The following is a 26,063-nucleotide window of genomic DNA, read 5'->3' as shown; positions in this document are numbered from 1 at the left end:
CGATGACGGTGCCGACGGCATCTGCGAGAGGCGGGAAGCCGGTCGGGTTGCGTGACAGCCGCGGCTACCGGGTGTTCACGTGGGTCAACGGGACCCTGCTCGTGCTCCTCTGCGCCGCCATGCTCTACCCGTTCGTCACGGTGGTCGCGCAGTCCTTCAGCGGCGCGGGGGCGATCAAGGCGGGCATGGTCAACGTGTGGCCCGTCGACGTGAACATCGACACCTACAAGGCCGTGGCGCAGAACGACGTCTTCTGGCGCAACTACCGCAACACCGTCGTCTACACGCTCGTCGGCACGACGATCGCGATGGTCCTCACGACCCTCTTCGCGTTCGTCCTGTCGAAGAAGCACCTGCGGGGCCGCACGTTCCTCATCTGGATCGCGGTCTTCACGATGTTCTTCAACGGCGGCATCATCCCCAACTACGTGCTCATCTCGACGCTCGGGATGAAGAACACCATGTGGGCGCTCGTCCTGCCCGGGGCGATCTCGGTGTTCAACCTCCTCGTCATGAAGTCCTTCTTCGAGAACCTGCCCTCCGAGCTCGAGGAGGCGGCACAGATCGACGGGCTCGGCTGGTTCGGGATCTTCGGACGGATCGTCCTCCCGCTCTCCAAGGCGGTCATCGCGACGATGATCCTCTTCTACTCGGTCGCGATCTGGAACGACTGGTTCGCGGCCTTCCTCTACCTCGACGACCAGGACCTCTTCCCCGTGACGCTGTTCCTGCGCAACCTCGTCGCGGGCGCCTCGACCTCGACTTCCGAGGGGGCCGCCCTCTCCGGGAGCACGACGGCCGCGATCAACGCGAACATCCAGTCGGTGACGATGATTCTCACGATCATCCCAATCCTCTGCGTGTACCCGTTCGTGCAGCGGTACTTCGTCTCGGGAGTCATGCTCGGGTCGGTCAAGGGATGAGCACCGCACAGGCGACCGCCGGGACCGGCCCGCTGTCCCAGCTCGCTCAGGCCGTGTATCAGCACGCGGCGCTCGGCGTGTGCCTGGCCGTCGGGTGCGCACCGACTCTCGTCGTGCTCACCCTGCTGGCGGCCACCCCGGCGAACGTGCCGTTCGTCGTGCTCGCTCAGCTCCCCGTGGCGCCGGTGCTCGCGGCCGGTCTCTTCGCCGTCCGCGGGTGGCGTGCCGAGCCCGACGAGGACCCCTTCGTGCTGTTCTGGCGAGGCTGCCGGTCGAGCACTCGGGACGTGCTGCGGTGGTGGGTGCCGGCGCTGCTCGTCGCCACGGTGCTCGCCGTCGACCTCTGGGCGAGCGACGCCGTCCCCGCGGCGCAGGTGCTGCGCCCGGCCGCAGCCGTGCTGGGCGTGGTGCTCGTGCTGTGGTCGGGGCAGATGCTCCTCGTCACGACCGTCTTCTCGTTCCGGACGCGGGACGCCGCACGGGTCGCGGCCGTGATGCTCGTGTCGCAGTGGCGGGTGACGCTCGTGCACGTCTCCCTGCTCGTCGTCGCCGTCGGCATCACGACCTATGGCTCGGACGTCCTCCTCGCCCTGTCGGCGTGGGCGCTCGTGTCGATGCTCGAGGCCGTGTCCCGTCCGGTCGTCCTCGACGTCATGGAGAGGTTCACGCGCCACGCCGACCAGTGGCCACTGCCCACTGACCACCGTGGGCGGGGCTAGACGGACTCGCGGACCGTCAGCGTCGTCTCCACCACCACGTGCGGCTGCTCGACGGCGGCACCGCCGAGCGAGCCCACGACGAGACCTGCGGCGATCGACCCCATCTCCTGGAGGGGCTGGCGCACGGAGGTGAGCGGCGGGTCGGAGGTGGCGGCGACGACGGTGTCGTCGAAACCGACGATCGAGACGTCCTCGGGCACGTGCCGGCCGCTGGCGGCAAGCACGCGCAGTGCGCCGACGGCCATGAGGTCGGACTGCGAGAAGATGCCGTCGACGCCCGGTGACCGGCGGAGCAGCTGCGCCGTCGCCGCGGTGCCCGACGCCATGGTGAAGTCGCCCCGCGCGACCGGTCCTGGCGCCACGTCCCATGCCTCGAGCTCGTCGGTGAAGCCGCGCAGACGTTCGGCCGCCGGGAAGTAGGGGAGCGGGCCGGCGACGGTCGCGATGCGGCGGCGGCCGCCCTCGAGCAGGGCGCGGGTGGCCAGGCGGGCTCCGCCGTAGTTGTCGGAGTCGACGAACATGTCACCGTCCGCGAGATCGGCGCTCGGTCGCCCGACGTAGACGACCGGGACGGGCAAGGACCGCAGCCGGCGGAAGAGCTCCTCGGACTCGCGCTGGAGGATGACGACGGCTCCTTCGACGTGCCCGGACGTCAGGTACCGCAGGAGCGGGCTCGGGTCGCGCCCGTCGTCGAGCAGCAGCACCGGCTGGAGCGAGTGCGCGACCAGCGTGGTCGTCGCACCACGGAGGGGGGCGCCGACGAACGGGCCGGACAGCCCGTCCAGCTCGCTGGTGGGGATGACGACGGCGACGGACCCCGAGGCGCCGCTGCGCAGCGCTCGTGCGGCGGTGTTCGTGCGGTAGTCCAGCCGGCCGGCGGCCGACAGGACTCGGCGGGCGAGCTCGGGGTCGACGGTCGTCTGACCGGCGAGGACGCGGGACGCCGTCGCGCGCGACACCCCTGCGGCGTGTGCGACGTCGAGGAGGGTGGGACGGCTCGTGGCTGGTGGCACGCGTGCATCGTGTCACCTGTCGAGGGCCGATGGTGCACGAGACCTGCACCCGGACGGCGAGGAGAGATCGATCTCACCCGCTAGACGGACTCGCGGGTCGTCAGGGACGTCGGCAGGACGGGGACGTCCGTCCAGCCCGTCGGCGGCGCGTCGAGCAGGAGCCGCGCCGCCGTGCGCCCCATCTCCTCCAGCGGTTGCCGCACGGACGTGAGCGGCGGGTCGCACGTCGCGGCCACCACCGTGTCGTCGAAGCCGACGACCGAGACGTCGTCGGGGACCGTGCGACCGGCGCTCGTGAGGACCCGGACCGCGCCGACGGCCATGAGGTCCGACGACGCGAAGACGCCGTCGATCGTCGGATCCTGGGCGAGCAGCCGGGCCATGGCCGCCGCCCCGGTCGCGAGCGTGAACTCCCCTCGGGCGATCCGCCCGTGAGGCATCCCCCACGACTCGAGCTCGTCACGGAAGCCGGTGACGCGGTCCTCGCCCGACCCGAGGTCGGTCGGCCCGGCGATCATGACGAGCCGGCGCCGGCCGGCCTCGAGCAGCGCCCGGGTGGCCAGTCGTGCCCCCTCGGCGTTGTCGCAGTCCACCACGGGGTGCTGCGGCCGAGGGCCCGCAGGGCGCCCGACGTAGACGAGAGGCAGGTCGAGGTCCGCCAGCTCGTCGTGCAGGAACGTGATCTCGTGCTGCAGCAGGACGATCGCGCCGTCGACGTGCCCCCGGCGCAGGTACTCCGGGACACGTCCGGGGTCGACGGCGTCCGCGAGGAGGAGCACGGGCTGGACCTGCGCCTCGATGAGGACCTGGGTGGCTCCCCGGATCGGTGCCGCCGTGAACGCGCCGGCGATGCCCTGGTCGAGCTCGCTCGCCGCCGCGACGAGCGCGATCGACCCCGTCCTGCCGCTGCGCAGCGACTGGGCTGCCCGGTTGGTCTCGTAGCGCAGCTCGCGCGCCGCCCGCCACACGGCGGCGGTCATCGTGGGGTCGACCGACGTGGAGCCGGCCAGGACGCGCGAGGCCGTCGCACGCGAGACGCCGGCTGCGTGGGCGACGGTGACGAGCGTGGGTCGGCGTCCGGAGGCAGGCACGGGACCTATCGTGCCGTACGCGGTCCGGGCGCCGCCGGCGGCATGGCGTGCGCTACTTGTTGTCGGCGCGGCCGATCGCATCGGTACTGCCGGTGAAAGCGGTGCGTGCGGCGAGCCAGCTGTCCTCATCGACGTGCAGAGCGGTCCGCAGGTACGCGGTGCTCATCCGCTGGATGACGGCGACCCGCTCAGGGTTCTCGTCCGTGGTCTCGGCCACCTCGTAGCCGACGATCCCGCCGAGCGCATGCTCGGCGCCGTAGAAGGTGAGGAGGTCGGTGGCGCCGGGGCTGTGAGTGTAGGCGTCGGTGAACCAGTCGGGTCCGCGGCTGGACATGGCGGACCGGTCCTGATCGCCTGCCACGACGAGCGTCGGTGTCGTGAGCTCCTGGAACGAGGGGCGCATGAACGGGAAGCTCGCCTGCGCGAACGGGTGGAGGTCGTCGCCGCCGACACCGGTTGCAGCGAACAGGATGCCTGCGGTGACGCGGCTGTCGGACATGTCCTCGCCGACCTGGCCGCGCTCGTCGAAGATCCGCGCGCCGAGGAGCGTCTGCGCCGTCTGGCCGCCCCAGGAATGCCCGGTGGCAGCCACGCGGTGGCGGTCGATCCGGCCGGCGAGCCCGGGGACGGCGGCCTCGATGGCATCGAGCTGGTCGAGGATGCGCGTGAGATCCACGATCCGCTCGGTCCAGATGGTCGGGAACACCGGGTGGTCGAACCCGAACCCGTTCCGGCGCGAGTCGAGGTGGGTCGGCTGGATCACGACGAACCCTCGGGAAGCCCAGAACGCGGTGAGCGGGGCGTAGCCGTCGAGGTTCCACCCGTTGCCGTGGGAGAACACCACCACGGGGAGGTTCGTGCCGGCCGCGGGCGCGGACACGCGGACCTCCAGCGGGACCGGTCGGTCGGGGGCGGACAACGTGACGGGAGCGACGGAGACGACCGGGGCGCCAGGCCCGACGATGCGGTCCAGGGAGTCGACGAGAAGCGAGGTCATGGCAGTTCCTCTCAGGGGCACGCCCTGCGATACTGATTATCGGAGCGTTGTTCCGCAAGGTTACGGAACGGCGCTCCGAAATACAAGCACGCTCGATCGGACGGATGAGGACGGGCACATGGCGGACACCGAGACCGATCAGCCGCACGCCGCGCGACCCCAGCCGCTGGGCCGTCCACGTCGAAGCCAGCAGAGTCTTCTCGACGCAGCGGCAGCGGTGTTCGTGACGTCCGGGGTCGACGCCCCGGTGCGGGAGATCGCAGCGCGGGCCGGCGTCGGTGTGGGGACGATCTATCGTCACTTCCCGACCCGTCCGGAGCTCGTGGTGGCGGTGTACCGGCACCAGGTCGAGGCGTGTGCAGACGCAGGCCCACGGCTGCTCGAGGAGAGCGCGACGCCCGAGGCGGCCCTCCGGGCATGGGTGGACCTGTTCGTCGAGTTCCTCGTCACCAAGCACGGCCTCGCCGGCGCACTCCACGGAGACAGTGCCGGGTCCGACGCTTTGCACACCTACTTCGTCAACCGTCTCGTACCGGTGTGCGGTGACCTCCTCGACGCGGCGCTCGAGCCGGTGGACGCAGCTCCGTCGGTTGACGCATACACCGTGCTGAAAGGCATCGGCAACCTCTGCATCGGTGCCGCGAGCGACCCCCGCTACGAGGCCAGCGTCCTCGTGCAGCTGCTCGTCTCGGGCGTGCTCAGCCGAGAGTCTCGCTGACCCGGTCCCCTCGGACCCTCCCGCCAGGTAGAACAGGCTGGACGACAGGCGCCAAGGCACCACAGGACCACTCACGCACGACGGACGTCGGGCGGAGCGAGATCGTCCGGGACGGATGACGTGGTGCGCCGACGGGACGCAGGACGATCGGGGGCAGGGCGTGTCCTGGCGCTCCGCGCCGCGTTCGTGCTCGACTGGGAGGTGGAGGGCGTGGTCCACCGTGTCCGGCTGGCGAACGGGGTGCTCACGCACCAGGTCCGCCCCGACCACGACACCGCCCCTGGCACAGCACACCTCACGGCGGACAAGGCGACGTTCCTCAGAGCGCCCGGCGCGTCCGTTCCATCGCCCGCACGAGCGACTCGACGCCCTCCGGCGAGAGCCCGCCGTCGACGACACCCACGCGGAAGGCCCGCACGAGCGGGGCACCCGCGACGACGACGGTCGGGGCGTCCCAGGCGATCGCGGACCCCACTCCCGGGTACGACGCGGCGCGCACCACCCACGGGTCTGCTGCCGCGCCGTCGTCGGCGGCGACCAGCACGAGCGTGAAGGGAGCGCCCTCGGGGGACCGCGCCCCGAACGCGACCCACGGCGCGTGGTGCCCGTGGACGGCGTCCTCGCCCTCGGCCTCGGCCGACCAGACCCGGACGTCCGTGCACGGGGCGACGCGCCAGAAGAACCCCCCGTAGCCGCCGCCCGCACGCCCGTGCGACCCCGGGCTGCCGAGCCGCACCTCCCGCGGCCGGGCAGGAGGGGCCGCGCCGGACGGCTCGTCGCCCGCCTCGGGGTCCACGCTGAGGATCGTGCGGAGCTCGAGCGCCCACGCGCCCGCGCGCACGCCCCACCACCGCACGGTGCGCCGCTCGCGCAGCAGCGGACGCTCGTCGTGCCCGCGCCAGGTGAGGTTCTCCGTCCACGACCGGTCGGCCTGGACCGCCCAGCCGTCGTGCTCGATGGTCCCGTGGTCCTGGCGCCACGTGTACCCCTGGTCGCGCACGTAGGTGCGCCCGCCCCAGAGGTTGTGGCCGTCGACGTCCTGGACACCCATGCCCACCCCGGCGTGCCACGTGTGGTCGGCCGGCGCCGAGTCGCTCACGAGGACGCCGCTGAGCGTGCGGACGGGGTGGAGGTGCGGGCGGGGCGCGTCGGTGGCACGCGCACCGGACCCGTCCACGTAGGTGGCGACCTCGACGTCCCCGACGTGCAGGGCGGCGAGGGTACGGTGCTCGCGCGGCTCGTCCGGCACGGTCCAGGGGGCGCCGAGGGTCGTGAAGGTCTCGAGCTCGGCGGCCACCCGCTCGCACCAGGTCTCGACGTCCTCCACCACGATGTGCGGGCTGTGCGGCGGCTCGGCCGGGATCTCGGTCCGCAGGTGCACAGGGTCGATCTCCCGGGGCGCGGGGGCGGCCCGGACCTCGTCGAGCACGCGCATGAACGCACCGGTCTCGTCGATCGGGCACACGAGCGGCACGCCGGCGGCGATGTGGTCGACGAGGTTCGCGAGCAGCGGGGTCCGGCCGTGCTGCGTGATGCTGGGCACCCCCGAGCCCTCCGTGGCGCTCAGCTCGAGGACGTCGGTCGTGTAGTAGAGCGTCGCGGTCGTCCGCGACCCGTGGACGACGATGCGGGGCGGCGTCTGGGCCGATGCGCACAGCGTGAGGCCGAGGGCGATCGTCGTGCCGGACCGCGTGCGGATACGGACGCTCGACGTGTCGTCGGCCTCGATGCGGTTGGCGTGGAAGAGGTCGACCTCGACGCTCTCCACGTCTCCGGCACGCGTGGACCCGTCGACGGCGAGAGCCGTCGCGACCGCGTGCGCGAGAGGGTTCGTCACCACCCCGTCGACGACCGGGATCCCGTCGAGGCTCCGGCGGCCGGCCCAGCGCGCCCGCTGCCAGTAGCTCTCGTGGCGCAGCCACGTCCCGACGCCGCCGATGCCCCGGACGGTGCCGAGCTCACCGCTCGTGACGAGCTCCCGGAGCCGGTGCAGCGCGTGCGAGCCGATCGACTGGAAGCCGACCTGGCACGCGAGACCGGACCGGGCCGCGGCCTTGAGGAGGCGCTCGAAGTCGTCGAGCGAGGGTGTGGGCGGCTTCTCGAGGAGGACGTGGCTGCCGGCGTCGAACGCCATCTCGGCGAGGTCGCCGTGGGTGTTGATGGGGGTGCAGATGATCGTGATGTCGGGGGAGAGCTCCGCGAAGAGGTCGGCGGCACGGCGGAACACCCTGCCCGCGGGGAGGAGGTCCTCGAGACCGGCCGGCGGGCTCGGGTCGGCGATCGCGGCGAGCTCGACCCGGCCGGGCTCGCCGTCGGGTCCGGCCGCCAGCTCTTGGATCGCGCGCAGGTGCGACCGGCCGTGGCCGCCCGCCCCGAGGAGGGCGATCGTCAGGGGTGCGTGAGCCGTGCGTGGGCTCGTCTCGTCGGTGGTGGGGATGTGCACGTGGCCCGCTCCTCGCTGAGTGGATCGATCGTGAGTCGTCGTCTCTGACGCGTGCTGTCCGATCTGAGTGATTGACACCGGTCGGCGAACACTGTTACAAAACTACTACACGAGTTGGAGAGCGCTCTCCAAGAGCTTCTCCAGCACCCCGGTCTGTCAACGAAGATTGCCGAGGCATTGCAGATGTCCGCAGTAGCAGAGCTGCGCCCACCCCAGAAGGACCCGGGTGTGCGCCGTCGACCGAAGCGGTGGGGGCCCGTCTCCGCGTCGGAGAAGAGGGACGCGAAGGCGGCGATCTTCTTCCTCGGCCCATGGGTCGTCGGCCTCCTCCTCATCACGGTGGGCCCCATCCTCGCCTCGCTCTACCTGTCCTTCACGGACTACAGCCTCCTCGAGGCTCCCAGCTGGATCGGGCTCGAGAACTACGAGCGGATGATCGACGACGCGCGGCTCCACACCGCTCTCGGCGTGACGTTCCGCTACGTGTTCGTCTCCGTCCCGCTGCAGCTGGTCGCAGCCCTCGCGCTGGCGCTCGTGCTCGATCGTGGAGTCCGCGGGCTCGCCGTCTACCGCTCCATGTACTACCTGCCGTCGCTCCTCGGCGGCTCGGTCGCCGTCGCCATCCTCTGGCGTCAGGTTTTCGGGACGGACGGGCTCGTCAACCAGGTCCTCGCGCGCTTCGGCATCGAGGGCATGGGCTGGGTGTCCCACCCGGACACGGCGCTCGGCACCCTCATCATCCTCAACGTCTGGACGTTCGGCGCGCCGATGGTCATCTTCCTCGCCGGCCTGCGCCAGATCCCCGAGATGTACCACGAGGCCGCAGCGATCGACGGGGCAGGGACGGTGCGACGGTTCTTCTCCATCACGATCCCGTTGCTCACGCCCATCATCTTCTTCAACCTCGTCCTGCAGTTCATCCACGCGTTCCAGTCCTTCACGCAGGCCTTCATCGTGTCCGGAGGGACGGGCGGCCCGGCCGACTCGACCCTCTTCTACACGCTGTACCTCTACCAGAAGGGCTTCGCGAACCTCGACATGGGCTACGCGTCAGCCATGGCGTGGCTCCTCCTCGCCATCATCGCCGGGCTCACGGCCGTGAACTTCTTCGCCTCGAAGTATTGGGTTTTCTACAATGACTGACTCGCTGACAGTGACAGAGAAGCCCGTGACCGCACCGGGACCCCACGACTCCGCGCCGCCTCGGCGCATCCACCGCAAGGCGTCGCCCGCTCGGCGCCGGGTCAAGAGCCTCGTCAAGCACGCCCTGCTCATCACCTTCGGGCTGCTCATGCTCTACCCGCTGCTGTGGCTGCTCGCGAGCTCCTTCAAGCCGACCTCGCTCATCTTCCGCGACCCGTCCTTGCTGCCCGAGACGATCGACATGAGCAACTACACGGGCGGGTGGACGGCGCTGTCCCACCCGTTCGGGCGCTACATGCTCAACTCGGCGATCGTCGTCGCAGGGTCCCTCGTGGGGAACCTGCTCTCGTGCTCGATGGCCGCCTACGCGTTCGCACGGCTGAAGTTCCGCGGCCGGTCGATGCTCTTCGCGATCATGCTCATGACGATCATGCTGCCGATCCACGTCGTCATCGTGCCGCAGTACATCCTCTTCTCCGAGCTGCAGTGGATCAACACGTTCCTGCCGCTCATCGTGCCCAAGCTCCTCGCGACCGACGCGTTCTTCGTGTTCCTCATGGTCCAGTTCTTCCGCGGCATCCCCAAGGAGCTCGACGAGGCTGCGCGCCTCGACGGCTGCGGCCACATCCGGACGTACTTCCAGATCATGCTCCCGCTCGCTGTCCCGGCCCTCGCAACCACGGCGATCTTCACGTTCATCTGGACGTGGAACGACTTCTTCAGCCAGCTGATCTTCCTCACGCGCCCCGACATGCACACCGTGCCCGTCGCGCTGCGCACCTTCGTCGACGCGACCGGAGAGACGAGCTGGGGACCCCTGTTCGCGATGTCGATCCTCTCGCTCATCCCGATCTTCATCGTCTTCCTCTTCGGTCAGAAGTACCTCGTCAAGGGGATCGCGACCACAGGGATCAAATAGCTCGACCAGCACACGCCCAGCACGCCCAGCACTGCCCAGACACAAGCAAAGGAGCATGATGTCTCAGCACCTCACCCCCAGCGCGTCGGCCACCCGGACCGGCCGCGCGCCGCGCACGTCGCGCCGACGGGCGCTCGCGGCGACCGCCGCGGCGGCCGCAGCCGGCCTCCTCCTCACCGCGTGCGGTGGCGGCGACAGCGGTCTCGCGCCCGCCGACAGGGAGACGAGCGAGGCCACCGCGGCCGAGGGCCCCGTCGAGCTCCGCTTCTCCTGGTGGGGCTCCGACTCCCGCCACGCCCTGACGCAGGAGGTCATCGACCTCTTCGAGGCCGAGAACCCGAACATCACGATCGTCGCGGACTACACGAGCTGGGGGGACTACTGGGACAAGCTCTCGACGTCGGTCGCCGCCGGTGACGCACCGGACGTCATCACGCAGGAGGAGCGGTACCTGCGCGAGTACTCGAGCAAGGGCGTCCTGCAGGACATGAGCGCGCTCGACGCGCTCGACCTGTCGACCATCGACGAGGAGATCCTCGCCGCGGGCAACTTCGACGGCGGCCAGTACGGCGTGCCGACCGGCATCAACGCGTACGCGGTCATCGCTGACCCGGCGATCTACGAGGCCGCCGGCGTCGAGATGCCGGACGACGAGACATGGACGTGGGACGACTACATCGAGGTCACCACGGCGATCTCGGCGAACACGCCCGACGGGGTCTACGGCGCCCAGGACTACGGTTTCAACGAGCCGGGCTTCGCGATCTTCGCCCGTCAGAAGGGCGAAGAGCTCTACACCGCCGACGGCAGCCTGGGCTTCTCCGAGGAGACGCTGGCCGAGTGGTGGGAGATGTCCCTCGAGCTGCAGACCGCGGGGGCGACCCCGCCGGCGACGAAGAGCGTCGAGGTCGAGAACGGCGGACCGGAGATGTCCCTCGTCGGCACCGGCCAGGGCGCGCACTCGTTCTTCTGGACGAACCAGCTCGGCGCGCTCACCTCGGCGGCGGGCCACGACCTCGAGCTCCTGCGTCACCCGGGTGAGGCCGACGGCGAGCGGACGGGCATGTACTTCAAGCCGTCGATGTACTACTCGATCTCGGCCGACACGGAGTACCCGGTCGAGGCCGCGATGTTCGTCGACTTCCTCCTCAACAGCACCGAGGCGGGCGAGCTCATCCTCTCCGACCGTGGGCTCCCCGCGAACACGGAGGTCCGGGAGGCCGTCCAGGACAGCTTCACCCCGGTCGACCAGCAGGCGTCGCAGTTCCTCGAGGACCTCGGCCCCGTGATCGTCGACTCCCTCGCCACGCCGCCCGTCGGCTCCGGCGAGGTCGTCAACATCATCAAGCGCATCAACGAGCAGGTCCTCTTCGAGCAGATCACGCCGGACGAGGCCGCCGCGCAGTTCATGTCGGAGGTCGAGTCGGCCATCGGCTAGGACCGTCCCTGCAGGGACGAACGACAGCGCCGGCCGGGGCCCCACAGCCGGGCAGCAACCCGCACTCTGCCGAGTGCCCACGAGAAGGAAGAGTGCGTTGGCTCCTGCGACAGCAGTCGGCTCAGCAGTCACGGTGCGGCGGTACGCCGTCGTCGGAACAGGGCACCGTGCCCAGATGTACGTCGAGGCGCTCCTCGGCGAGCACGCGGACGTCGGGCGGATCGTCGCCTGGTGCGAGCCCAACCCCGTCCGGATGGACTACTACGACGCCCTCGTGCGAGGCGCCGGGCACACCGAGGTGCCCGCGCGGTACGCACCGGAGGACATCGAGCGGATGATCCTCGAGCAGAGCGTCGACACGGTCATCGTCACGAGCCCCGACCACACGCATGCGGAGCTCGCCACCCGCGCGATGCGCGCGGGTGCGGACGTCGTCATCGAGAAGCCGCTCACCACCGACCTCGCGGGGAGCCGCCGGTTCATCGAGGCGCTCGAGGACACCGGGCGGTCGCTCGTCCTCACCTTCAACTACCGCTATGCCGCGCGGAACTCCGCCCTCAAGGAGGTCATCTCCTCGGGTGAGATCGGCGAGGTGACGTCCGTGCACTTCGAGTGGTTGCTCGACACGATGCACGGTGCCGACTACTACAGGCGCTGGCACCGCGACCGCGAGAACTCCGGCGGGCTCCTCGTGCACAACTCCTCCCACCACTTCGACCTCGTCAACTGGTGGCTCGACGACTACCCGTCCCGCGTCTTCGCGAGCGGCGGCCTGCGCTTCTACGGGGACAAGAACGCGCGCGCCCGCGGCCTGGGCAAGCGCCCCGAGCGTGGGACGACGACGCCGCCGAGCCACGACCCCTTCGCCCTCGACCTCCGGGACGACCCCCGCCTCACGGCTCTGTACCTCGATGCCGAGAAGCACGACGGCTACCTGCGGGACAAGGACGTGTTCGCGCCCGGCATCACCATCGAGGACAACATGTCCGTCCTCGTCGACTACACGCGCGGGGCGTCGCTCACGTACTCGCTCAACACGCACAGCCCGTGGGAGGGCTACCGCGTCGGGATCAACGGGACGGAAGGGCGGGTCGAGCTCGAGGTCGTCGAGCGCGGGTCGCTCCTCCCGCGGCCCGACGGGCGCCGCGACCTCGACGCGTCGAAGACCGGGCACGTCGACCTCCCGGGCGAGCTGCGTCCGCGCACCCAGAGGATCCTCGTCCAGCGGCACTGGGAGTCCTCCCGCGAGATCCCCATCGTCGGTGGCGAGGGCGCGCACGGCGGTGGAGACCGTCAGATGCTCGCCGACGTCTTCCGTGGCAACTCCGACGACCCGCTCGGGCGCCCGGCGAACTACAAGGACGGGCTGCGCTCGGTCGTCGTCGGGATCGCTGCGACGTCGTCGCTGCGGATCGGCCTGCCCGTGCGCATCGACGACCTCGGGCTCGACCTGCTCTGAGCCGCTGCACCAGACCATCGAGAACTCTCTCCGACCTCCAGGGACCAGGACATGACGCACCGCCGCAGGTATGCGATCGCAGGGCTCGGCAACCGCGCCGAGATGTACGTGGAGGCCATCGCGGGCGACCACGCGGACGTGGCCGAGCTCGTGGCCTGGTGCGAGCCGAACCCGGTGCGTGCGGCGTACTACGACGCACGGTGCGCCGAGCTCGACATCGGGGGGACGCCTCTGCCCCGGTACGAGCCGGACGCGCTCGAGCGCATGATCGACAGCGAGCGCGTGGACGTCGTCATCGTCACGACGCCGGACTTCACGCACGCGGACGTCGTGACGCGGGCGATGCGCGCGGGTGCCGACGTGGTCGTCGAGAAGCCGCTGACGATCGACCTCGCCGGGGCGCTGGCGATCGACGAGGCCCGCGTCGAGACCGGCCGCGACGTGACGGTGACGTTCAACTACCGGTACTCGCCGCGCAACACCGCCCTCAAGGAGGTGGTGCGCAGCGGCGAGATCGGCGAGGTGACGTCCGTGCACTTCGAGTGGGTGCTCGACACCCGGCACGGCGCGGACTACTTCCGGCGGTGGCACCGCCTCAAGGAGCAGTCGGGCGGGCTCCTGGTCCACAAGTCGTCGCACCACTTCGACCTCGTGAGCTGGTGGCTCGACGACGTCCCCGAGCGCGTCTTCGCGAGCGGCGGACTGCGCTTCTACGGGCCGGCCAACGCCGGTGCGCGTGGTCTCGGCGCACGCCAGGGGCGGGGGACCGGTGCCCACTCCGCGACGGACCCGTTCGCGCTCGACCTGCGCGACGACGCCCGCCTGCGCGACCTCTACCTGCTCGCGGAGGACCACGACGGCTACCTGCGCGACCTCGACGTCTTCACCGGCCCCATCACGATCGAGGACAATCTCGCGGTGCTCGTCGACTACGAGCGCGGCGCGACGATGACGTACTCGCTCAACGCGCACAGCCCGTGGGAGGGCTACACGGTCGCCGTCAACGGTACGGCCGGGCGGGCGGAGCTCACGGTCGTCGAGCGCACCTGCGTGCCGCCGTTCCCGGGCCAGGACGACGTGCTCGACGCGAGCGCGGTCGTCGACAAGGGCTCCGTGTCCCGCGGTCCGGCCACCGACGCGCCCGGTGCGGTCCGCACCCGGGGGAACCGGCTCGTCGTGCAGAAGCACTGGGAGGAGGCCCGCGAGGTGCCCATCGTCGAGGGAGCGGGCGGACACGGCGGCGGGGACGCGAAGCTCCTCGGCCACGTGTTCCGCGGGGCCGACGACGACCCGCTCGGTCTGCGCGCCGGGTATGTCGACGGCTTCCGCTCGCTCGCGGTCGGCATCGCCGCGAACCTGTCGCTGGAGACGGGGGCGGCCGAGACCGTCGCGGGGCTGGGGCTCCGCCTGCGCTGACGGTCAGCGGTGCACCGGTTTGCACCACGGGCCTGCTGTGCGAGCCTGGAGTCGGTGCGCGACGACCGCGACCGGAACTGAGACCACCCTCCTGGAGGAAGACCTGTGCCTGCTCTCGACATCCTGTCCGACGGTTTCGACCGCGTCCGCGAGGGAGTCCGCGAGGTCGCCGGGTCGCTCAGCGTCGAGCAGCTCGAGACCCGCCCGGCCGAGGACGCGAACTCGATCGCCTGGCTCCTGTGGCACGCGTCCCGCGTCCAGGACGCCCAGATGGCCGACCTCGCCGGCACACCCGAGGTGTGGATCACCGGCGGGTGGGCCGAGCGCTTCGGTCTCTCCCTCGACCCGTCGGACACGGGCTACGGGCACACCCCGGAGCAGGTGGCGTCCGTGCGCGGACTGACCGCCGAGCAGCTCGTCGGCTACCAGGAGGCGACCGCCGCGCGCACCAAGGAGATCCTCGCCGGTCTCGACGAGCCCGACCTCGTACGCGTCATCGACGTGTCCTACGACCCGCCCGTGACCGTCGGCGTGCGCGTGCTGAGCATCCTCGCGGACGACCTCGAGCACGTCGGCCAGGCCGCGTTCGTGCGCGGGATGATCGAGCACGGATAGTCGCGCCCGGTCCCTCCGCGCCGTGCTGTCTGCCGGCTGCGGTTGCTGACCGGCTCAGCCGCCGTCGGTGAGCCGCGGCGAGCGCGGGACGGTGGCGCTCGCTCGACCAGCGCTGAAGACGGCCAGCGCCACCTCCGAGCGGCGCAGGCCGAGGCGTCGGCGCAGCGCGCCGTGCGCCAGCGGCGAGTCGATGATCTCCGAGTGCGGGGACACCACGATGCCCCGCGTGTGCGCGTGCAGCCACAGGCGCTGGAGGCTGCGGCCCGCCTCGAGCGCCGCGAGCTCGCTCACACCGATCCGGCTGTCGGCCGCCTCCGTGGCGCTCGTCCGGGCTCCGGTCCCCTGAGGGTCGTGACCTGTGCCCGCGCGGGGGCTGGCGACGAGGACGAGGTGGCGGACGCGGTCGCCCACAGGCGGGTCCTCGCGGCGCGGCAGCGGACGGTCCCGGCCGAGGCCTTCCATCGTCCGACCGAGGATGCCACCGACGGCCAGGGCGGCGTCGTGCAGGCGCGGGCGCCGGGTGAACGGTGCCGCGAGCCGCGCGAGCGGGGCGGGAAGCGCGAGCATCGCGTCGGTCATCCCGTCGAGCCGGTAGCGCGGGTGCTCCGGGCTCAGCCGCACCCACTGCACGAGCTCGGCCGCGACCGCCGGGCGTGACGCCGTGAAGGCGAGGCCGAGGCGGGTGAGGTGCCGCATCGCGGGAGCGTCGAGCTCGAGGAGCCGGAGCGAGGCAGGCAGCGGTGGCGCGGTCGACCAGATGTCGGCGGCCGGCAGCAGCGGTCCGCGGAAGACGCGGCGGTCACGGACGTCGGCCGGGGTGAACAGGGTCGAGGCCGGTTCCTCCACGAGGTGCAGCCGCACCACGGGCTGCTCCGGGTCGGCCGGACCGCTCACCGGCATCGCCTCGAGCCGGGAGAGCGCGGGCAGCGGCTCGACGCGGATGCTGCCGCCGTCCTGCGCTACCGAGACCGCGACGCTCTCGACCCAGGCGCCGAGGCCGAGCAGCAGGTCGCGGAAGGTCGGGTCGCCGGCCGGGAGGGTGCGGCCCGGCACCACCGCGACCTCGACGGTCCCGTCGACCACGCGCGGGGACCACGGCTGCGTGTTGTGCGCCGACGGCGAGCGGCCGGCAGCGCGGACGTAGGCGGCGAGACGGTCGTCGAGCGGTGCGGTCGGGTCGGTCACGGTGTTCCTCGCATCGGGGGAGCTGGCGGGTGGGCGGCGGTCGGGACGTCTCGTCGGTAGAACGTGTACCCGTGGAGGGGACGGCCGCCGACGCGCGCGAACTGCCGGGCGGAGCCCAGGTTCTCGCGGCCGACGTACGTGCTGCGGAGCCGACGGTAGCCGCCCGCGGCGAGGTTCGCGTGCAGCTCGCGGCTCAGCAGCGTGAGGATGCCGCGACCCTGCCGGTCCGGCGCGGTGCCCTGGATGATGAGGACGGCATCCTCGCGGTAGCGCCCTCGCGTCGCGAGCAGCTGGAGCTGGCGCAGAGGGCCGAGCCGGCCGCCACAGCTCTGGAGGAACGTCGTGATGTCGGGGACGACGAGGACGAACGCGACCGCCTCGCCGCTCGTCGCATCGCGTGCGAGGAGGAGGAGCTTCTCGTCGAGCAGGAAGGACAGACCGTCCGTCGCCGCTGCCATCTCCGCCGGGGTGATCTGCGTGTAGTACGGCAGCTGCTCGAACGACGCGTTGAGGAGCCCGAGCAGCTCGGGCACGAGACGGCCCACGTCACGTCGGCGGCCGTGCTCGAGCGTCAGGCCGGCGGCCGCCCACTCCTCGGTTGTCGGCCGGGCGCTCTCGTCCGCGCCCGCGGGCACGTCCACCACCCACGTGTCGGACTCTCCCCAGCGCTCGAAGCCGAGGGCCTCGTACATGGACGGGTAGCGCGGCGGGTTCCACGCCGAGTCGACGAAGCCGCGCTCGTCGAAACCCGACGTGATGACTCCGCCGGCCTGGTTCGGCAGGAGCGAGACAGGACCGAAGAGCTGCCGCGCGCCGTGCGCCCGCGCGCGCACGTCGAGCTCGGCGACGAGCGCGAGCGCAGCGGCCTCGTCGGCGAGCTCGGTCGCGCCGAAGAGCAGCGACCGCGTGCCGAGCCTCTCGTCGAGCCGGGCGTCGGTGTGGACCGTCGAGCGACCGACGACCGTGCCCGCGTCGTCACGGACGAGCAGGAGCTCGATCGGCTCGGGATGGGGGCTCGTGCCGCGCCACCACGACTCGATCGTCGACGCGAGCAGCGGCACCGCGAGGTCGGCGGGGTGGAGACGGGCCGGCAGGCCGACGAACTCGCGCAGGGCGGCGCGCGTCGTCACGCGCTCGACCCTCATCCCTCGTCCTCGACGTCCTCGACGGCCTTGTCGGCCGCCGTGCTGGCCCCGTCGGCCCCGTCTGCCCCGGCGGCAGAGACGTGCAGGCGGATGTAGCCGCCGGTGCCGTGGGTGGTGCCGCGCGTGATCCACTGCATGAGCCGGCGGTGCTCGGGCAGACGGGCGAAGACGAGGAGGTCGTCGCGCGTCGCGAAGAACGCGAGGGTCCCGAGCGTGAAGGGTGCCTCCCAGTAGACGGTGTGCCACACGTAGCCGGGCAGTCGTCGCATCTTCGCCACCATCGGGTACCACTCCCGGGACAGGACGATCCACGAGTGCAGACCGCGGTACCGGGTCGCGCCGATGAACATCGCACGGCCCTCGACGGGGGAGGCCGGCGCGCGAGGCGCGCGCCGGCGCGCGCGGCGGAGGGCTCCGGTTGTCGAGGCCGCGACGGAGCGGAGCGAGCGCCTGGTCGGCCCGCTCCCGGTCCGGCCTGCAGGACGGTCCTGGGCGGCCCGACCGCCCGCGACGAGCGGAGGCTCGATCCCGCGCTCGACCTCGCGCTCCACGGGGGTGAAGCGCTCGATGTGCGCCATCTGCGGTCCCTCGGCCCGCCACACGCCGTTCGAGTAGCCGGCCGTCTCGGCCGTGAGGACCCGGACGTGCGGGGTCGGGGTCGCGGAGCGCAGCGCGTCGGCGAGCTGCTGCGCCGCCCGCTCGTCAGCGACGTAGACGATGACCCCACGGGCTCGCTCGGGGCGCCGGAGGCGATACCCGGTCGCCCAGACGAAACCGTCCGCGCGTGCGGCGAGGGCCCGGGTGCTCCGTGCCCAGCCGCCTGTGGCACCGGTGCGCTCGACGACGAGCATCGCCTCGGCGCGCGCCTGCACGGGCGCCCGCGAGAAGTCGGTCGTCCGCATCAGCGACCGGCGACGGCAGGCGTCGTGCTGCTCGCGTCACCGTCCGCGGCGGGTTCGCCGCCGCGGTCCGACTCGTCGACGAGGTAGACGTTCTTGATCTTGCTCGACCCGCCCGCGAAGGGACCGGTGCCGTGGTCGTGGATCTCGATACGCACGTCGGAGGCCGTCTCGTCCTCGTCGAGCGACTGCGCGATGTCCCGCGACACCGTCGCCAGGTGCGTGAGCACGCCGGCCGCGGAGCAGCGGGCAAGCTCGGCGCGGGCGTCGCCGTCGAGCGCCACACCGTCGCGGAGCTGGAGGTGGATGACCGGGCGCTGCTCGTGCTCGCCGACCTCGACGAGCGAGAGCTTGAACGACTCGATCGCGGCGGCGTGCGGGTTGTCGAGGTAGAGGCCGTTCTCCACGTCGAGCGGGTAGATGTTCGCGCCCATGTAGGAGATCGTCGAGTCCTTGCGGCCGAAGAGCAGCACGAAGGGGAGCTTCATCCGCTGGGCGGCGAAGACGCGCTCGAACGCGAAGGCCAGCCGGGACCCCTCGCCGCCCGCCTCCCGCAGGACGGCCGCGCGCATCTCGGGGAACGTGATGATCGTCGCCTCGTCGCCGATGTTGTACCGGAGCTTGGGGCTCATGATGTCGGAGGAGTTGAGCGTGACGAGCAGCTCACCGTCCGGAGTGGTCTCGAGGTAGGTCTCGAGCGGGTTGTACTGGAAGATCATCGGCGTGCGCGGCTCGTCGTCCCCGAGCACGTCGCGGCGTAGCCGCTCGTTGGACACGAGGGCACGGCGCAGCCACACCGACAGGTCGCTCTCGCCGGCCATCCCGATGGTGAGGTCGGACGCACCGTAGCCGGAGTAGATGCGGCCGAAGCGGTCCTCGAGGTAGTCGCGCAGGCCCTCCGTGAGGGCCTCGCCGCCGACGAACCCGTTGAGGTCGTAGCGCTCCCAGTCGAAGCCCTCGGCGTCGAGGCGGTCGCGCAGGTGCTTGAGGAAGGGCGGGTAGGCGCTGATGAGGTACGTGTAGCCGGGGCCGAAGTGCCGCAGGGTGTCGACGATCTTGTCGATGTCCGGGCCCGTGTTCTTCACCATGGCGATCTTCGACATCGCGATGCCCGTGTTCGTCCCCGTCGCCCATGCGCCCATGGAGAACGCGTTGATCGCGAAGAGCTTGCGCGTGCCGAACAGCAGCGTGATGTACCCCGCGACGTTCTTGTGCACCGTGTTGAGCTCACGCTTCGAGCGCATCCAGTTGTACGGCGTGCCCGACGACCCGCTCGACTCGTCGACGACCGTCCCGACCGTCTCGATGACGCCGTGCCAGCACTTCTCCGCCTCCGGGTAGCGGTCGACGTACTCCGACTTCGACGTCGGCCGGTAGTTCGTGAGGTCCCACCACCGGAACCGGAAGCCGGGCTCCTCGATGTAGTGCTTGTACGCCGGGACGTCGAGGTACGCGTGCTGGCAGATCATCCACGCGTTGAGGCGCGCGAAGCGCTCCATCGCCGGGTGGTAGTTGCGCGCGGTGAACCGCCACAGCGCCGGGTGGATCCGGTAGAGGCGGAAGATCGTCGTCACCACCGACGTCGCCAGGCGCAGCGCGGCCTGACGCAGGGCGCTCTTGGGCCGGTTGTCCGGAGGGAGGGGGCTCGTCGGCGTCGAGGCCGGTGCGGCGGGGGGCTGGGTCACGCGCACCAGTGTGCCCCGCCGACGGCGAACGGCCCATGGGGAGATCGGCCCGGTGAGACGGCCCCAGGGTGAAGACGCGCACCGCCGTGCCCGGAGGGCTTCGCGCGCCCAGCCTGGTCACCGGGTGCTCCGTGCGGCAGGGTGGGCGCGTGACCACCGACACGAGCGTCCGCCTGTCCTTCACCGGCCCCGACAGCCACGTGCTCCAGCGACGCCCGGGGGTCGGCAGCCTCACGGTAGGCCCCGCCGGTGGCCGCGAGAAGCCGGACCTCGTCGTCGGTCCGGACGATCCTGTCGACTGGGCCGTCCTCGACGACCAGACCCTGGCCGACGGCAGCCCGTGGCCGCGGTACGTCCGCTACGAGGGCGCCGACACGAGCGTCCTCGACTGGTCGCGGTCGCGCCCGGTCGAGGGGATCACCTTCACCGCCGTCCGTGACACGGTCCTCGACGCCGACGGCGCGCAGGTCCAGCAGCTCCACGTGCGCACCGAGGGACACCACGTCATCCTCCGCATGGCCTCCGCGACGACCTGCCGCGACCTCGTCATCAGCGGTGACCTCACGCGCGTCGAGCTCCACGGCCACCCCGACGGCACCGTGCCCGGCGTCGGGATCGTCCTCCCGGCCGTGGCCGGCGAAGAACCGCGTGGTCTTCCGCCTCTCCCCGCGCTCGCGAGCGCGACCACGCTCGAGCTCCGCGTGGACCCTCTCGGCGCGCCCTTCGACTGCCGAACGCTCCTCCAGCTCTCGGGACTGCGCAGCCTCTCCCTGCAGGGCGCGCTCGTGCACCTCGACGCGCTCGCGGACCTCCCGCTGACGAGCCTCGCCCTCCGGTTCTGCCCCGACCTCACGGGCCTCCCGCCGCTGACGACCTGGCCGGACCTGACGAGCTTCATCGCGTGGAACATCGACGACCAGGCGGGCAAGCGCCTGCGCAAGGAGATCAAGAGGCTCGGCGACGACCACTTCTCCGACTACGTGGGCGTGAGCCAGCTGCGGGCGCGGCGCTGGTTCGTCGAGGAGTACGGCCTGCCCTTCGCGGCGTGGCCGAAGGCCACCGCCAAGGACGCGACCCGGCTCTTCAAGGGCGCCGCGGCGTGGATCGCGAAGGCGACGAGCGAGGAGACCGTGCGGACGGCCGTCGAGACCTTCGTCTTCGGTGTCGGGGAGCTCCCGGGCATGGAGACGTCCGAGCGTGAGGACGCCGCGGAGGCGGTGCGCCTCCTCGTCTCGACGAGCCCGGTCCCGGTCGACGACGAGACGGCTCAGTCGTGGTTCGACGCGGCACGCAGCTTCTGACGTGTCACCAGAGCCGCGCGCTCGCGCAGCGTGCGGGCGCGCGGTTCAGAGGTGCGGTGCGACCGTCGGCGCAGGCTGCGCAGAGCTCAGCCACCGCAGCGCGCGGGTGCTCACCTGCCCGGCGGCCCGCCCGAGCGTCCGGTCGAGGCGCGGCGAGTCCTTGAGGTGCAGGGGCTCGCGAGCCCAGCGCGGCAGCGTCGAGACAGCTCCGCGGCACAGGACCGCGTAGGGCGGCTTCGCCACCCACGGCAGGGGTGCGTCGCGGAGGAGGAAGCGGGCGACGTCGAGCGCGGCGGGCGTCGACTCGAGCTCGGGGCGGAACGCCTCGAGGGTGGCGGTCAGCCCGGCGCGCGACGTGGGCACGTCCTGCGCCCCGAGCTTCGTCGCGACGAGCGACGCCTGCTCGACGTAGGTGTCGCACTCGGCGTCTGTGAGCGGGTGGGCGCCGAAGGCCTGGTGGGCGGTGAGGAAGCTGTCGACCTCGGCGACGTGCACCCATGTGAGCAGGTGCGGGTCGCTCGCCGCGTACGGGCGTCCGTCGGGTGCGGTGCCCACGATGCGCTTGTGGACGGCGCGGACGATCCGGACCGCGCGCTCGGCGTGCTCGGCCGTCCCGAAGGTCGTGTCGGCGAGGAAGGTGCTCGTCCGTGCGAGGCGCCCCCACACGTCGGTGCGGAAGTCGGAGAAGTCGTCCACCCCGGCCATCGCGAGCGGGTGCAGGGACTGCAGGAGGAGCGCGCGGATGCCGCCCACGTACATCGACGCGTCGCCGTGGACGCGCTGGACGGGGCTGCCTTCGGGGAACCAGCGCTCGCCCGGGGTGGTGTGGATGCGCTCGCGGGCGGCCGGGCCGTCGGGCCCGGCGACCATCGTGAAGAGGCCGTCGCTGAGGCGTCGGCGGAGCGTGCTCGGTGCGGTCACCGCTCCAGTGTCGCGTGCGTCGAGCGTCTCGGCATCCGGCCGCGGGCGTCCGGTGCGAGGCTCGCAGTGCCCTGCTACGCCAGGGTCCCACTCGATAGTAAAACGTTATCGATAACGATTGACGAACCCGTTGAACTAATGCAAGAGTTGCCCGTGCGTCCCCCTGGTGACGACGAGAAGTGCATCGATGACGAGTACTGCGCCCGCGTTGCTGCGTGCGTGAGCGGCCCGACAGCCCCCTGTCGCGCCGGGTCGTCGACGCCTCCTCCTCGGTGCCGCGGGGGAGAACCTCTCCATGCTGGGCAACTCAACGATGAGGACAGAGATCATGAAGACAAGGAAGCTCTTGGCGGTCACGACCGCCGTGGTGTTGAGCGCGGTGGGTCTCACCGCGTGCGGCGGCGACGACAGCGGGTCCTCCGACGGCGACGTCACGCTGACCTTCTGGCACAACTCGACGACCGGCCCGGGCAAGGCGTACTGGGAAGACACGGCAGCGGCCTTCGAGACCGCCAACCCCGGTGTCACGATCGAGATCCAGTCGATCCAGAACGAGGAGATGGACGGAAAGCTCCAGACCGCGCTCAACTCGGGTGACGCGCCCGACATCTTCATGGCGCGCGGCGGTGGCAAGCTCAAGGACGTCGTCGAGGCCGGACAGGTCATGGACCTCACGGACCTCATCGAGGACGAGGTGAGCGCCGAGGTCCCCGAGACGGCGTTCTCCGCCTTCACGATCGACGACAAGGTCTACGGCATGCCGATGGCGATCCTGCCCGGTGGCATGTACTACACCCAGTCCCTGTTCGACCAGGCGGGTGTCACCGAGACACCGACCACGATCGACGATCTCGTCGCGGTCACCGACTCCCTCGACGCGGCGGGGATCCAGCCCATCGCGCTCGGCGGCAAGGACGCGTGGCCCGCCGCGCACTGGTACTACTTCTTCGCGCTGCGGGAGTGCTCGCAGGAGACCTTCGAGGCTGCTGACGACCTCGACTTCTCGGACGAGTGCTGGACCAAGGCCGGCGAGGACCTCCAGGCCTTCGCCGAGACCGAGCCCTTCAACGACGGGTTCCTCACGACGTCCGCCCAGGGCAGTGCCGGGTCGTCGGCGGGCATGCTCGCCAACTACCAGGCCGCCATGGAGCTCATGGGTGCCTGGAACATCGGTGTGGCTGCGGACCTGACACCGGACAAGCAGCCGGTCCCCGACCTCAAGTGGTTCCCGTTCCCCGAGGTCGAGGGCGGCAAGGGTGATCCCGCAGCCCTCATGGGTGGGGTCGACGGCTTCTCCTGCTTCGTGGACGCGCCGGCGGAGTGCGCCGACTTCCTCAACTTCGCGATGACGCAGGAGAACCAGGAAGGCTACGCCACCGCCTACCACACCGTCCCCGCCAACACCGCGGCACAGGGGGTCGTCGAGGACCCGGCGCTCATGTCGGTCCTCGAGGCCTACAACGAGGCGCCCTACGTGTCCCTGTGGCTCGACTCGGCGCTCGGCCAGAACGTCGGCAACGCGCTCAACGCAGCGATCGTCGAGATGCTCGCCGGTGACGGTGAGGCCGCTGACATCGTCACGGCGCTCAACGACGCCGCCGCCAAGGGATAGTCGAGAATCATGAGCGACTCCTCGGGCGAGAACTCATCAGCATCACTGACCATCCCGCCTGGGGGTCGTCCGGTGGTGGGGGACGGTGCCGGCACGGCACCGGACCCCGCCACCGCGCCGCGGCGGCGCAGGAGGATCGACTGGCGCAAGCACTTCGAGATCGCACTGCTCTCGGGGCCCGCCATCATCGTGTTCCTCGCGTTCGTCATCTTCCCCGTGGTGATGGCGGCCTACTACGGCTTCTTCAAGTGGAAGGGCTACGGCCCACCCACCGACTTCGTCGGCTTCGACAACTACCTCATCATCTTCCAGGACTCGGCCTTCCAGGAGGCGGTCCTCAACAACGGCTTCATCATCGTCGCGTCGCTGGTGATCCAGGGACCGGCGGCCATCGCGCTGGCCCTGCTCATCAACCAGAAGATGCGTGGACGCTCGCTCATCCGCGTCCTCATCTTCGTCCCGTACGTCATCTCCGAGGTGATCGTCGGGACCGGCTGGGGGCTCATGCTCCAGACGACCGGCGCGGTCAACGACCTGCTCATCAAGATGGGCCTGGCGGACAGCACGGTCGAGTGGCTGTCCAACCCTGACGTGGCCATCTGGTCGCTCATGCTCATCATCTCGTGGAAGTACATCGGCTTCGCCGTGATCCTCTTCCTCGCCGGACTGCAGAGCATCCCCGAGGAGCTGTTCGAGGCCGCGGCCATCGACGGCGCGTCCTACTGGGAGATGCAGAAGAGCATCACGCTCCCGCTGCTCGGCCCGACGATCCGGATCTGGGCGTTCCTGTCCATCATCGGCTCGCTCCAGCTGTTCGACCTCGTCTTCATCATCTGGGGCCAGTACGTCTCGGCCACCGCCGGGACGTCGACGATGGCCATCTACATGGTGGCGGAAGGTCGCATGTCGGGGAACTACGGCTTCGGCAACGCCGTCGCGGTCGTGCTGTTCCTCATCTCGCTCGTCATCGCGCTCGTCTACCAGCGCTTCGTCCTCCGTCGTGACATGGCCGGCGCACTCACTGAAGGGAAGAAGTGATGGCAGCGATCGCGGTCTCTCCTCCGCCCACCAAGGCGCCCGTCAAGCTCACGAAGAAGAACTCGGGGCTGAGCAACGCCCGCTGGTACACCTACCTCGTGGCCTACGTGTTCGTCGGCATCTGCATCGCGCCCGTGCTCTTCATCGTCCTGGGCGGGTTCCGCTCGAACTCCCAGATCATCGTCGACCCGTCAGGGTTGCCGAACCCGTGGGAGCTGGGTAACTACGCGGACGTGCTGGCGAACTCGACCTTCTGGCAGCAGATGGGCAACTCGGCCTTCGTCGGGATCATCACGACCATCGGCGTCGTCACCCTGGGCGTCATGGCGAGCTATGTCGTGGCACGGTACAACTTCAGCGCCAGCGGAGCGATGTACTCGCTGTTCGCCGCCGGGCTGATGTTCCCCATGACCGTGGCGATCACGCCGCTGTACATCCTCATCCGTGAGCTTGGCCTGATGAACACCCACTGGGGCATCATCCTGCCGCAGATCGCGTTCTCGCTGCCGACGACGGTCATCATCCTCGTGCCGTTCCTCCGGGCCATCCCGAAGGAGCTCGAGGAGGCCGCGTCGATCGACGGGGCGAGCAGGCTCGGGTTCTTCTTCCGCATGGTCGTCCCGCTGTCCCTGCCCGGCGTCGTCACCGTCGGCATCCTGGCGTTCGTCGCGAGCTGGAACAGCTACATGCTGCCCCTGTTCATCCTCAACGACGCGGACATGTACACCGTGCCGCTCGGGGTCCAGTCGTTCGCCTCGCAGTACTCGGTCGACACCGCGGCGGTCCTTGCCTTCACCTCGCTGTCGATGATCCCCGCGCTGGTCTTCTTCTCGCTCTTCGAGCGACGGATCGTCGGCGGTCTCACCGGCGCCGTCAAGGGCTGAGCCCGGGTGCCCGGTGGCTTCCTGCCACCGGGCACCACCCCTCAGGCGCGCCGTGCGCGTGCCGCCCCGGTCCCGGGCGCGCGAGCGCAGCCCGCCACCGGTCCTCTCGTCCCACGTCCAAGGAGAAGTGCCCCGTGTCCGACCTCGCCCCCGCCATGCCAGAGGTGTCCGAGCGTGTGCGTGCGCTCCACGCGCAGATGACGCTCGAGGAGAAGCTCGCCCAGGTGGTGGGCTACTGGCTCGACCAGAACGGCACCGTCGCGCCGATGCAGTCCGAGATGGCTGCCGGCCAGAAGGACGCCGGCACGCTCGGTTCCGTGACGAAGCACGGCATCGGTCACTACACGCGCGTCTACGGGACCCGTCCGGTCGACCCGGTCGAGCGTGCTGGGTGGCTGTGGGCCGAGCAGCGTCGCCTCAAGCGCGAGACGCGCCTCGGCATCCCGGCTCTCGTCCACGAGGAGTGCCTCACGGGCCTGGGGGGGGGGGGGGGGGGGGG

General features: G+C 70.8%; 22 protein-coding genes and 1 pseudogene. 14 read left to right on the top strand and 9 right to left on the bottom strand.

Annotated features, from left to right (window positions below; all coding sequences use genetic code 11):
* Positions 1–2: 2 nt before the first annotated feature.
* Positions 3–923 (top strand): carbohydrate ABC transporter permease, encoded by a 921-nt coding sequence (locus tag ABKW26_RS09755; RefSeq protein WP_348593262.1) that lies wholly within the window; start codon positions 3–5, stop codon positions 921–923.
* Positions 920–1,642, top strand: a complete 723-nt coding sequence (locus ABKW26_RS09750; RefSeq protein WP_348593144.1) for a hypothetical protein — start codon at positions 920–922, stop codon at positions 1,640–1,642. The genes ABKW26_RS09755 and ABKW26_RS09750 overlap by 4 nt, the downstream gene beginning before the upstream one ends.
* Here the strand turns inward: ABKW26_RS09750 and ABKW26_RS09745 are convergent.
* The 3 genes from ABKW26_RS09745 to ABKW26_RS09735 all read right to left on the bottom strand — a co-directional run bounded on the left by ABKW26_RS09745 (position 1,639) and on the right by ABKW26_RS09735 (position 4,743).
* A complete protein-coding gene (locus ABKW26_RS09745) occupies positions 1,639–2,655 on the bottom strand; it encodes a LacI family DNA-binding transcriptional regulator (protein WP_348593142.1) in 1,017 nt (338 codons plus the stop codon). The genes ABKW26_RS09750 and ABKW26_RS09745 overlap by 4 nt on opposite strands.
* A gap of 80 nt (positions 2,656–2,735) precedes the next feature.
* Positions 2,736–3,746, bottom strand: a complete 1,011-nt coding sequence (locus ABKW26_RS09740) for a LacI family DNA-binding transcriptional regulator (RefSeq protein WP_348593141.1) — start codon at positions 3,744–3,746, stop codon at positions 2,736–2,738.
* A gap of 52 nt (positions 3,747–3,798) precedes the next feature.
* Positions 3,799–4,743 carry a chlorophyllase gene (locus tag ABKW26_RS09735; RefSeq protein WP_348593139.1) on the bottom strand — a complete coding sequence of 315 codons (945 nt, stop codon included), beginning with the start codon at positions 4,741–4,743 and terminating at the stop codon, positions 3,799–3,801.
* Positions 4,744–4,861: 118 nt separating this feature from the next.
* Between ABKW26_RS09735 and ABKW26_RS09730 the strand changes: the two genes are divergently transcribed.
* Positions 4,862–5,461, top strand: coding sequence for a TetR/AcrR family transcriptional regulator (locus tag ABKW26_RS09730; protein WP_348593138.1), 600 nt, complete (start codon positions 4,862–4,864; stop codon positions 5,459–5,461).
* A 319-nt stretch (positions 5,462–5,780) separates the two neighbouring features.
* Here ABKW26_RS09730 and ABKW26_RS09725 read toward each other — a convergent pair whose 3' ends face one another.
* Positions 5,781–7,904, bottom strand: coding sequence for a DUF6807 family protein (locus tag ABKW26_RS09725; RefSeq protein ID WP_348593136.1), 2,124 nt, complete (start codon positions 7,902–7,904; stop codon positions 5,781–5,783).
* 183 nt (positions 7,905–8,087) lie between these two features.
* On the opposite strand from ABKW26_RS09725, the gene ABKW26_RS09720 reads away from it, so the two are divergent.
* The 6 genes from ABKW26_RS09720 to ABKW26_RS09695 all read left to right on the top strand — a co-directional run bounded on the left by ABKW26_RS09720 (position 8,088) and on the right by ABKW26_RS09695 (position 14,894).
* Entirely contained in the window at positions 8,088–9,047 is a 960-nt protein-coding gene (locus ABKW26_RS09720; RefSeq protein ID WP_348593134.1) for a sugar ABC transporter permease, read from the top strand.
* 25 nt (positions 9,048–9,072) lie between these two features.
* Positions 9,073–9,966 carry a carbohydrate ABC transporter permease gene (locus ABKW26_RS09715; RefSeq protein WP_348593132.1) on the top strand — a complete coding sequence of 298 codons (894 nt, stop codon included), beginning with the start codon at positions 9,073–9,075 and terminating at the stop codon, positions 9,964–9,966.
* A 55-nt stretch (positions 9,967–10,021) separates the two neighbouring features.
* Entirely contained in the window at positions 10,022–11,404 is a 1,383-nt protein-coding gene (locus tag ABKW26_RS09710) for an ABC transporter substrate-binding protein (protein WP_348593129.1), read from the top strand.
* A 97-nt stretch (positions 11,405–11,501) separates the two neighbouring features.
* Positions 11,502–12,863, top strand: coding sequence for a Gfo/Idh/MocA family oxidoreductase (locus tag ABKW26_RS09705; protein ID WP_348593127.1), 1,362 nt, complete (start codon positions 11,502–11,504; stop codon positions 12,861–12,863).
* A gap of 51 nt (positions 12,864–12,914) precedes the next feature.
* A complete protein-coding gene (locus ABKW26_RS09700) occupies positions 12,915–14,279 on the top strand; it encodes a Gfo/Idh/MocA family oxidoreductase (protein WP_348593125.1) in 1,365 nt (454 codons plus the stop codon).
* A gap of 105 nt (positions 14,280–14,384) precedes the next feature.
* The gene (locus ABKW26_RS09695) at positions 14,385–14,894 is read left to right on the top strand and encodes a DinB family protein (RefSeq protein ID WP_348593123.1); all 510 of its coding nucleotides are present in this window, start codon (positions 14,385–14,387) and stop codon (positions 14,892–14,894) included.
* 54 nt (positions 14,895–14,948) lie between these two features.
* Here the strand turns inward: ABKW26_RS09695 and ABKW26_RS09690 are convergent, their stop codons facing one another.
* Genes ABKW26_RS09690 through ABKW26_RS09675 form a run of 4 tightly spaced genes read right to left on the bottom strand, consistent with a single transcriptional unit; the run spans position 14,949 to position 19,808 of the window.
* A complete protein-coding gene (locus ABKW26_RS09690) occupies positions 14,949–16,079 on the bottom strand; it encodes a hypothetical protein (protein ID WP_348593121.1) in 1,131 nt (376 codons plus the stop codon).
* On the bottom strand, positions 16,076–17,224 hold the full coding sequence (locus ABKW26_RS09685) for a hypothetical protein (RefSeq protein WP_348593119.1): 1,149 nt from the start codon (positions 17,222–17,224) through the stop codon (positions 16,076–16,078). The genes ABKW26_RS09690 and ABKW26_RS09685 overlap by 4 nt, the downstream gene beginning before the upstream one ends.
* A complete protein-coding gene (locus tag ABKW26_RS09680; RefSeq protein WP_348593117.1) occupies positions 17,221–18,126 on the bottom strand; it encodes a hypothetical protein in 906 nt (301 codons plus the stop codon). Before ABKW26_RS09680 ends, ABKW26_RS09685 begins: the two co-directional genes overlap by 4 nt.
* A complete protein-coding gene (locus ABKW26_RS09675; RefSeq protein WP_348593115.1) occupies positions 18,126–19,808 on the bottom strand; it encodes a phenylacetate--CoA ligase family protein in 1,683 nt (560 codons plus the stop codon). The genes ABKW26_RS09680 and ABKW26_RS09675 overlap by 1 nt, the downstream gene beginning before the upstream one ends.
* 149 nt (positions 19,809–19,957) lie before the next feature.
* On the opposite strand from ABKW26_RS09675, the gene ABKW26_RS09670 reads away from it, so the two are divergent.
* A complete protein-coding gene (locus ABKW26_RS09670; RefSeq protein WP_348593113.1) occupies positions 19,958–21,109 on the top strand; it encodes a hypothetical protein in 1,152 nt (383 codons plus the stop codon).
* Positions 21,110–21,154: 45 nt separating this feature from the next.
* On the opposite strand, the gene ABKW26_RS09665 is transcribed toward ABKW26_RS09670, so the two are convergent.
* The gene (locus tag ABKW26_RS09665; RefSeq protein ID WP_348593111.1) at positions 21,155–22,030 is read right to left on the bottom strand and encodes an oxygenase MpaB family protein; all 876 of its coding nucleotides are present in this window, start codon (positions 22,028–22,030) and stop codon (positions 21,155–21,157) included.
* A gap of 328 nt (positions 22,031–22,358) precedes the next feature.
* Here ABKW26_RS09665 and ABKW26_RS09660 point away from each other — a divergent pair, with 328 nt between their 5' ends.
* The 4 genes and pseudogenes from ABKW26_RS09660 to ABKW26_RS09645 all read left to right on the top strand — a co-directional run.
* Positions 22,359–23,642, top strand: a complete 1,284-nt coding sequence (locus ABKW26_RS09660; protein ID WP_348593109.1) for an extracellular solute-binding protein — start codon at positions 22,359–22,361, stop codon at positions 23,640–23,642.
* A 9-nt stretch (positions 23,643–23,651) separates the two neighbouring features.
* The gene (locus ABKW26_RS09655) at positions 23,652–24,680 is read left to right on the top strand and encodes a sugar ABC transporter permease (protein ID WP_348593107.1); all 1,029 of its coding nucleotides are present in this window, start codon (positions 23,652–23,654) and stop codon (positions 24,678–24,680) included.
* Positions 24,680–25,564, top strand: a complete 885-nt coding sequence (locus ABKW26_RS09650; protein ID WP_348593105.1) for a carbohydrate ABC transporter permease — start codon at positions 24,680–24,682, stop codon at positions 25,562–25,564. The genes ABKW26_RS09655 and ABKW26_RS09650 overlap by 1 nt, the downstream gene beginning before the upstream one ends.
* 155 nt (positions 25,565–25,719) lie before the next feature.
* A pseudogene (locus ABKW26_RS09645) lies at positions 25,720–26,063 on the top strand (glycosyl hydrolase); the annotation flags it as partial.

This window comes from Sanguibacter sp. 25GB23B1 (assembly GCF_040012415.1).
Taxonomy (GTDB): domain Bacteria; phylum Actinomycetota; class Actinomycetes; order Actinomycetales; family Cellulomonadaceae; genus Sanguibacter.
The sequence above is the reverse complement of the archived record's forward strand: the minus strand, read 5'-3'. Positions and strand labels throughout refer to the sequence as shown.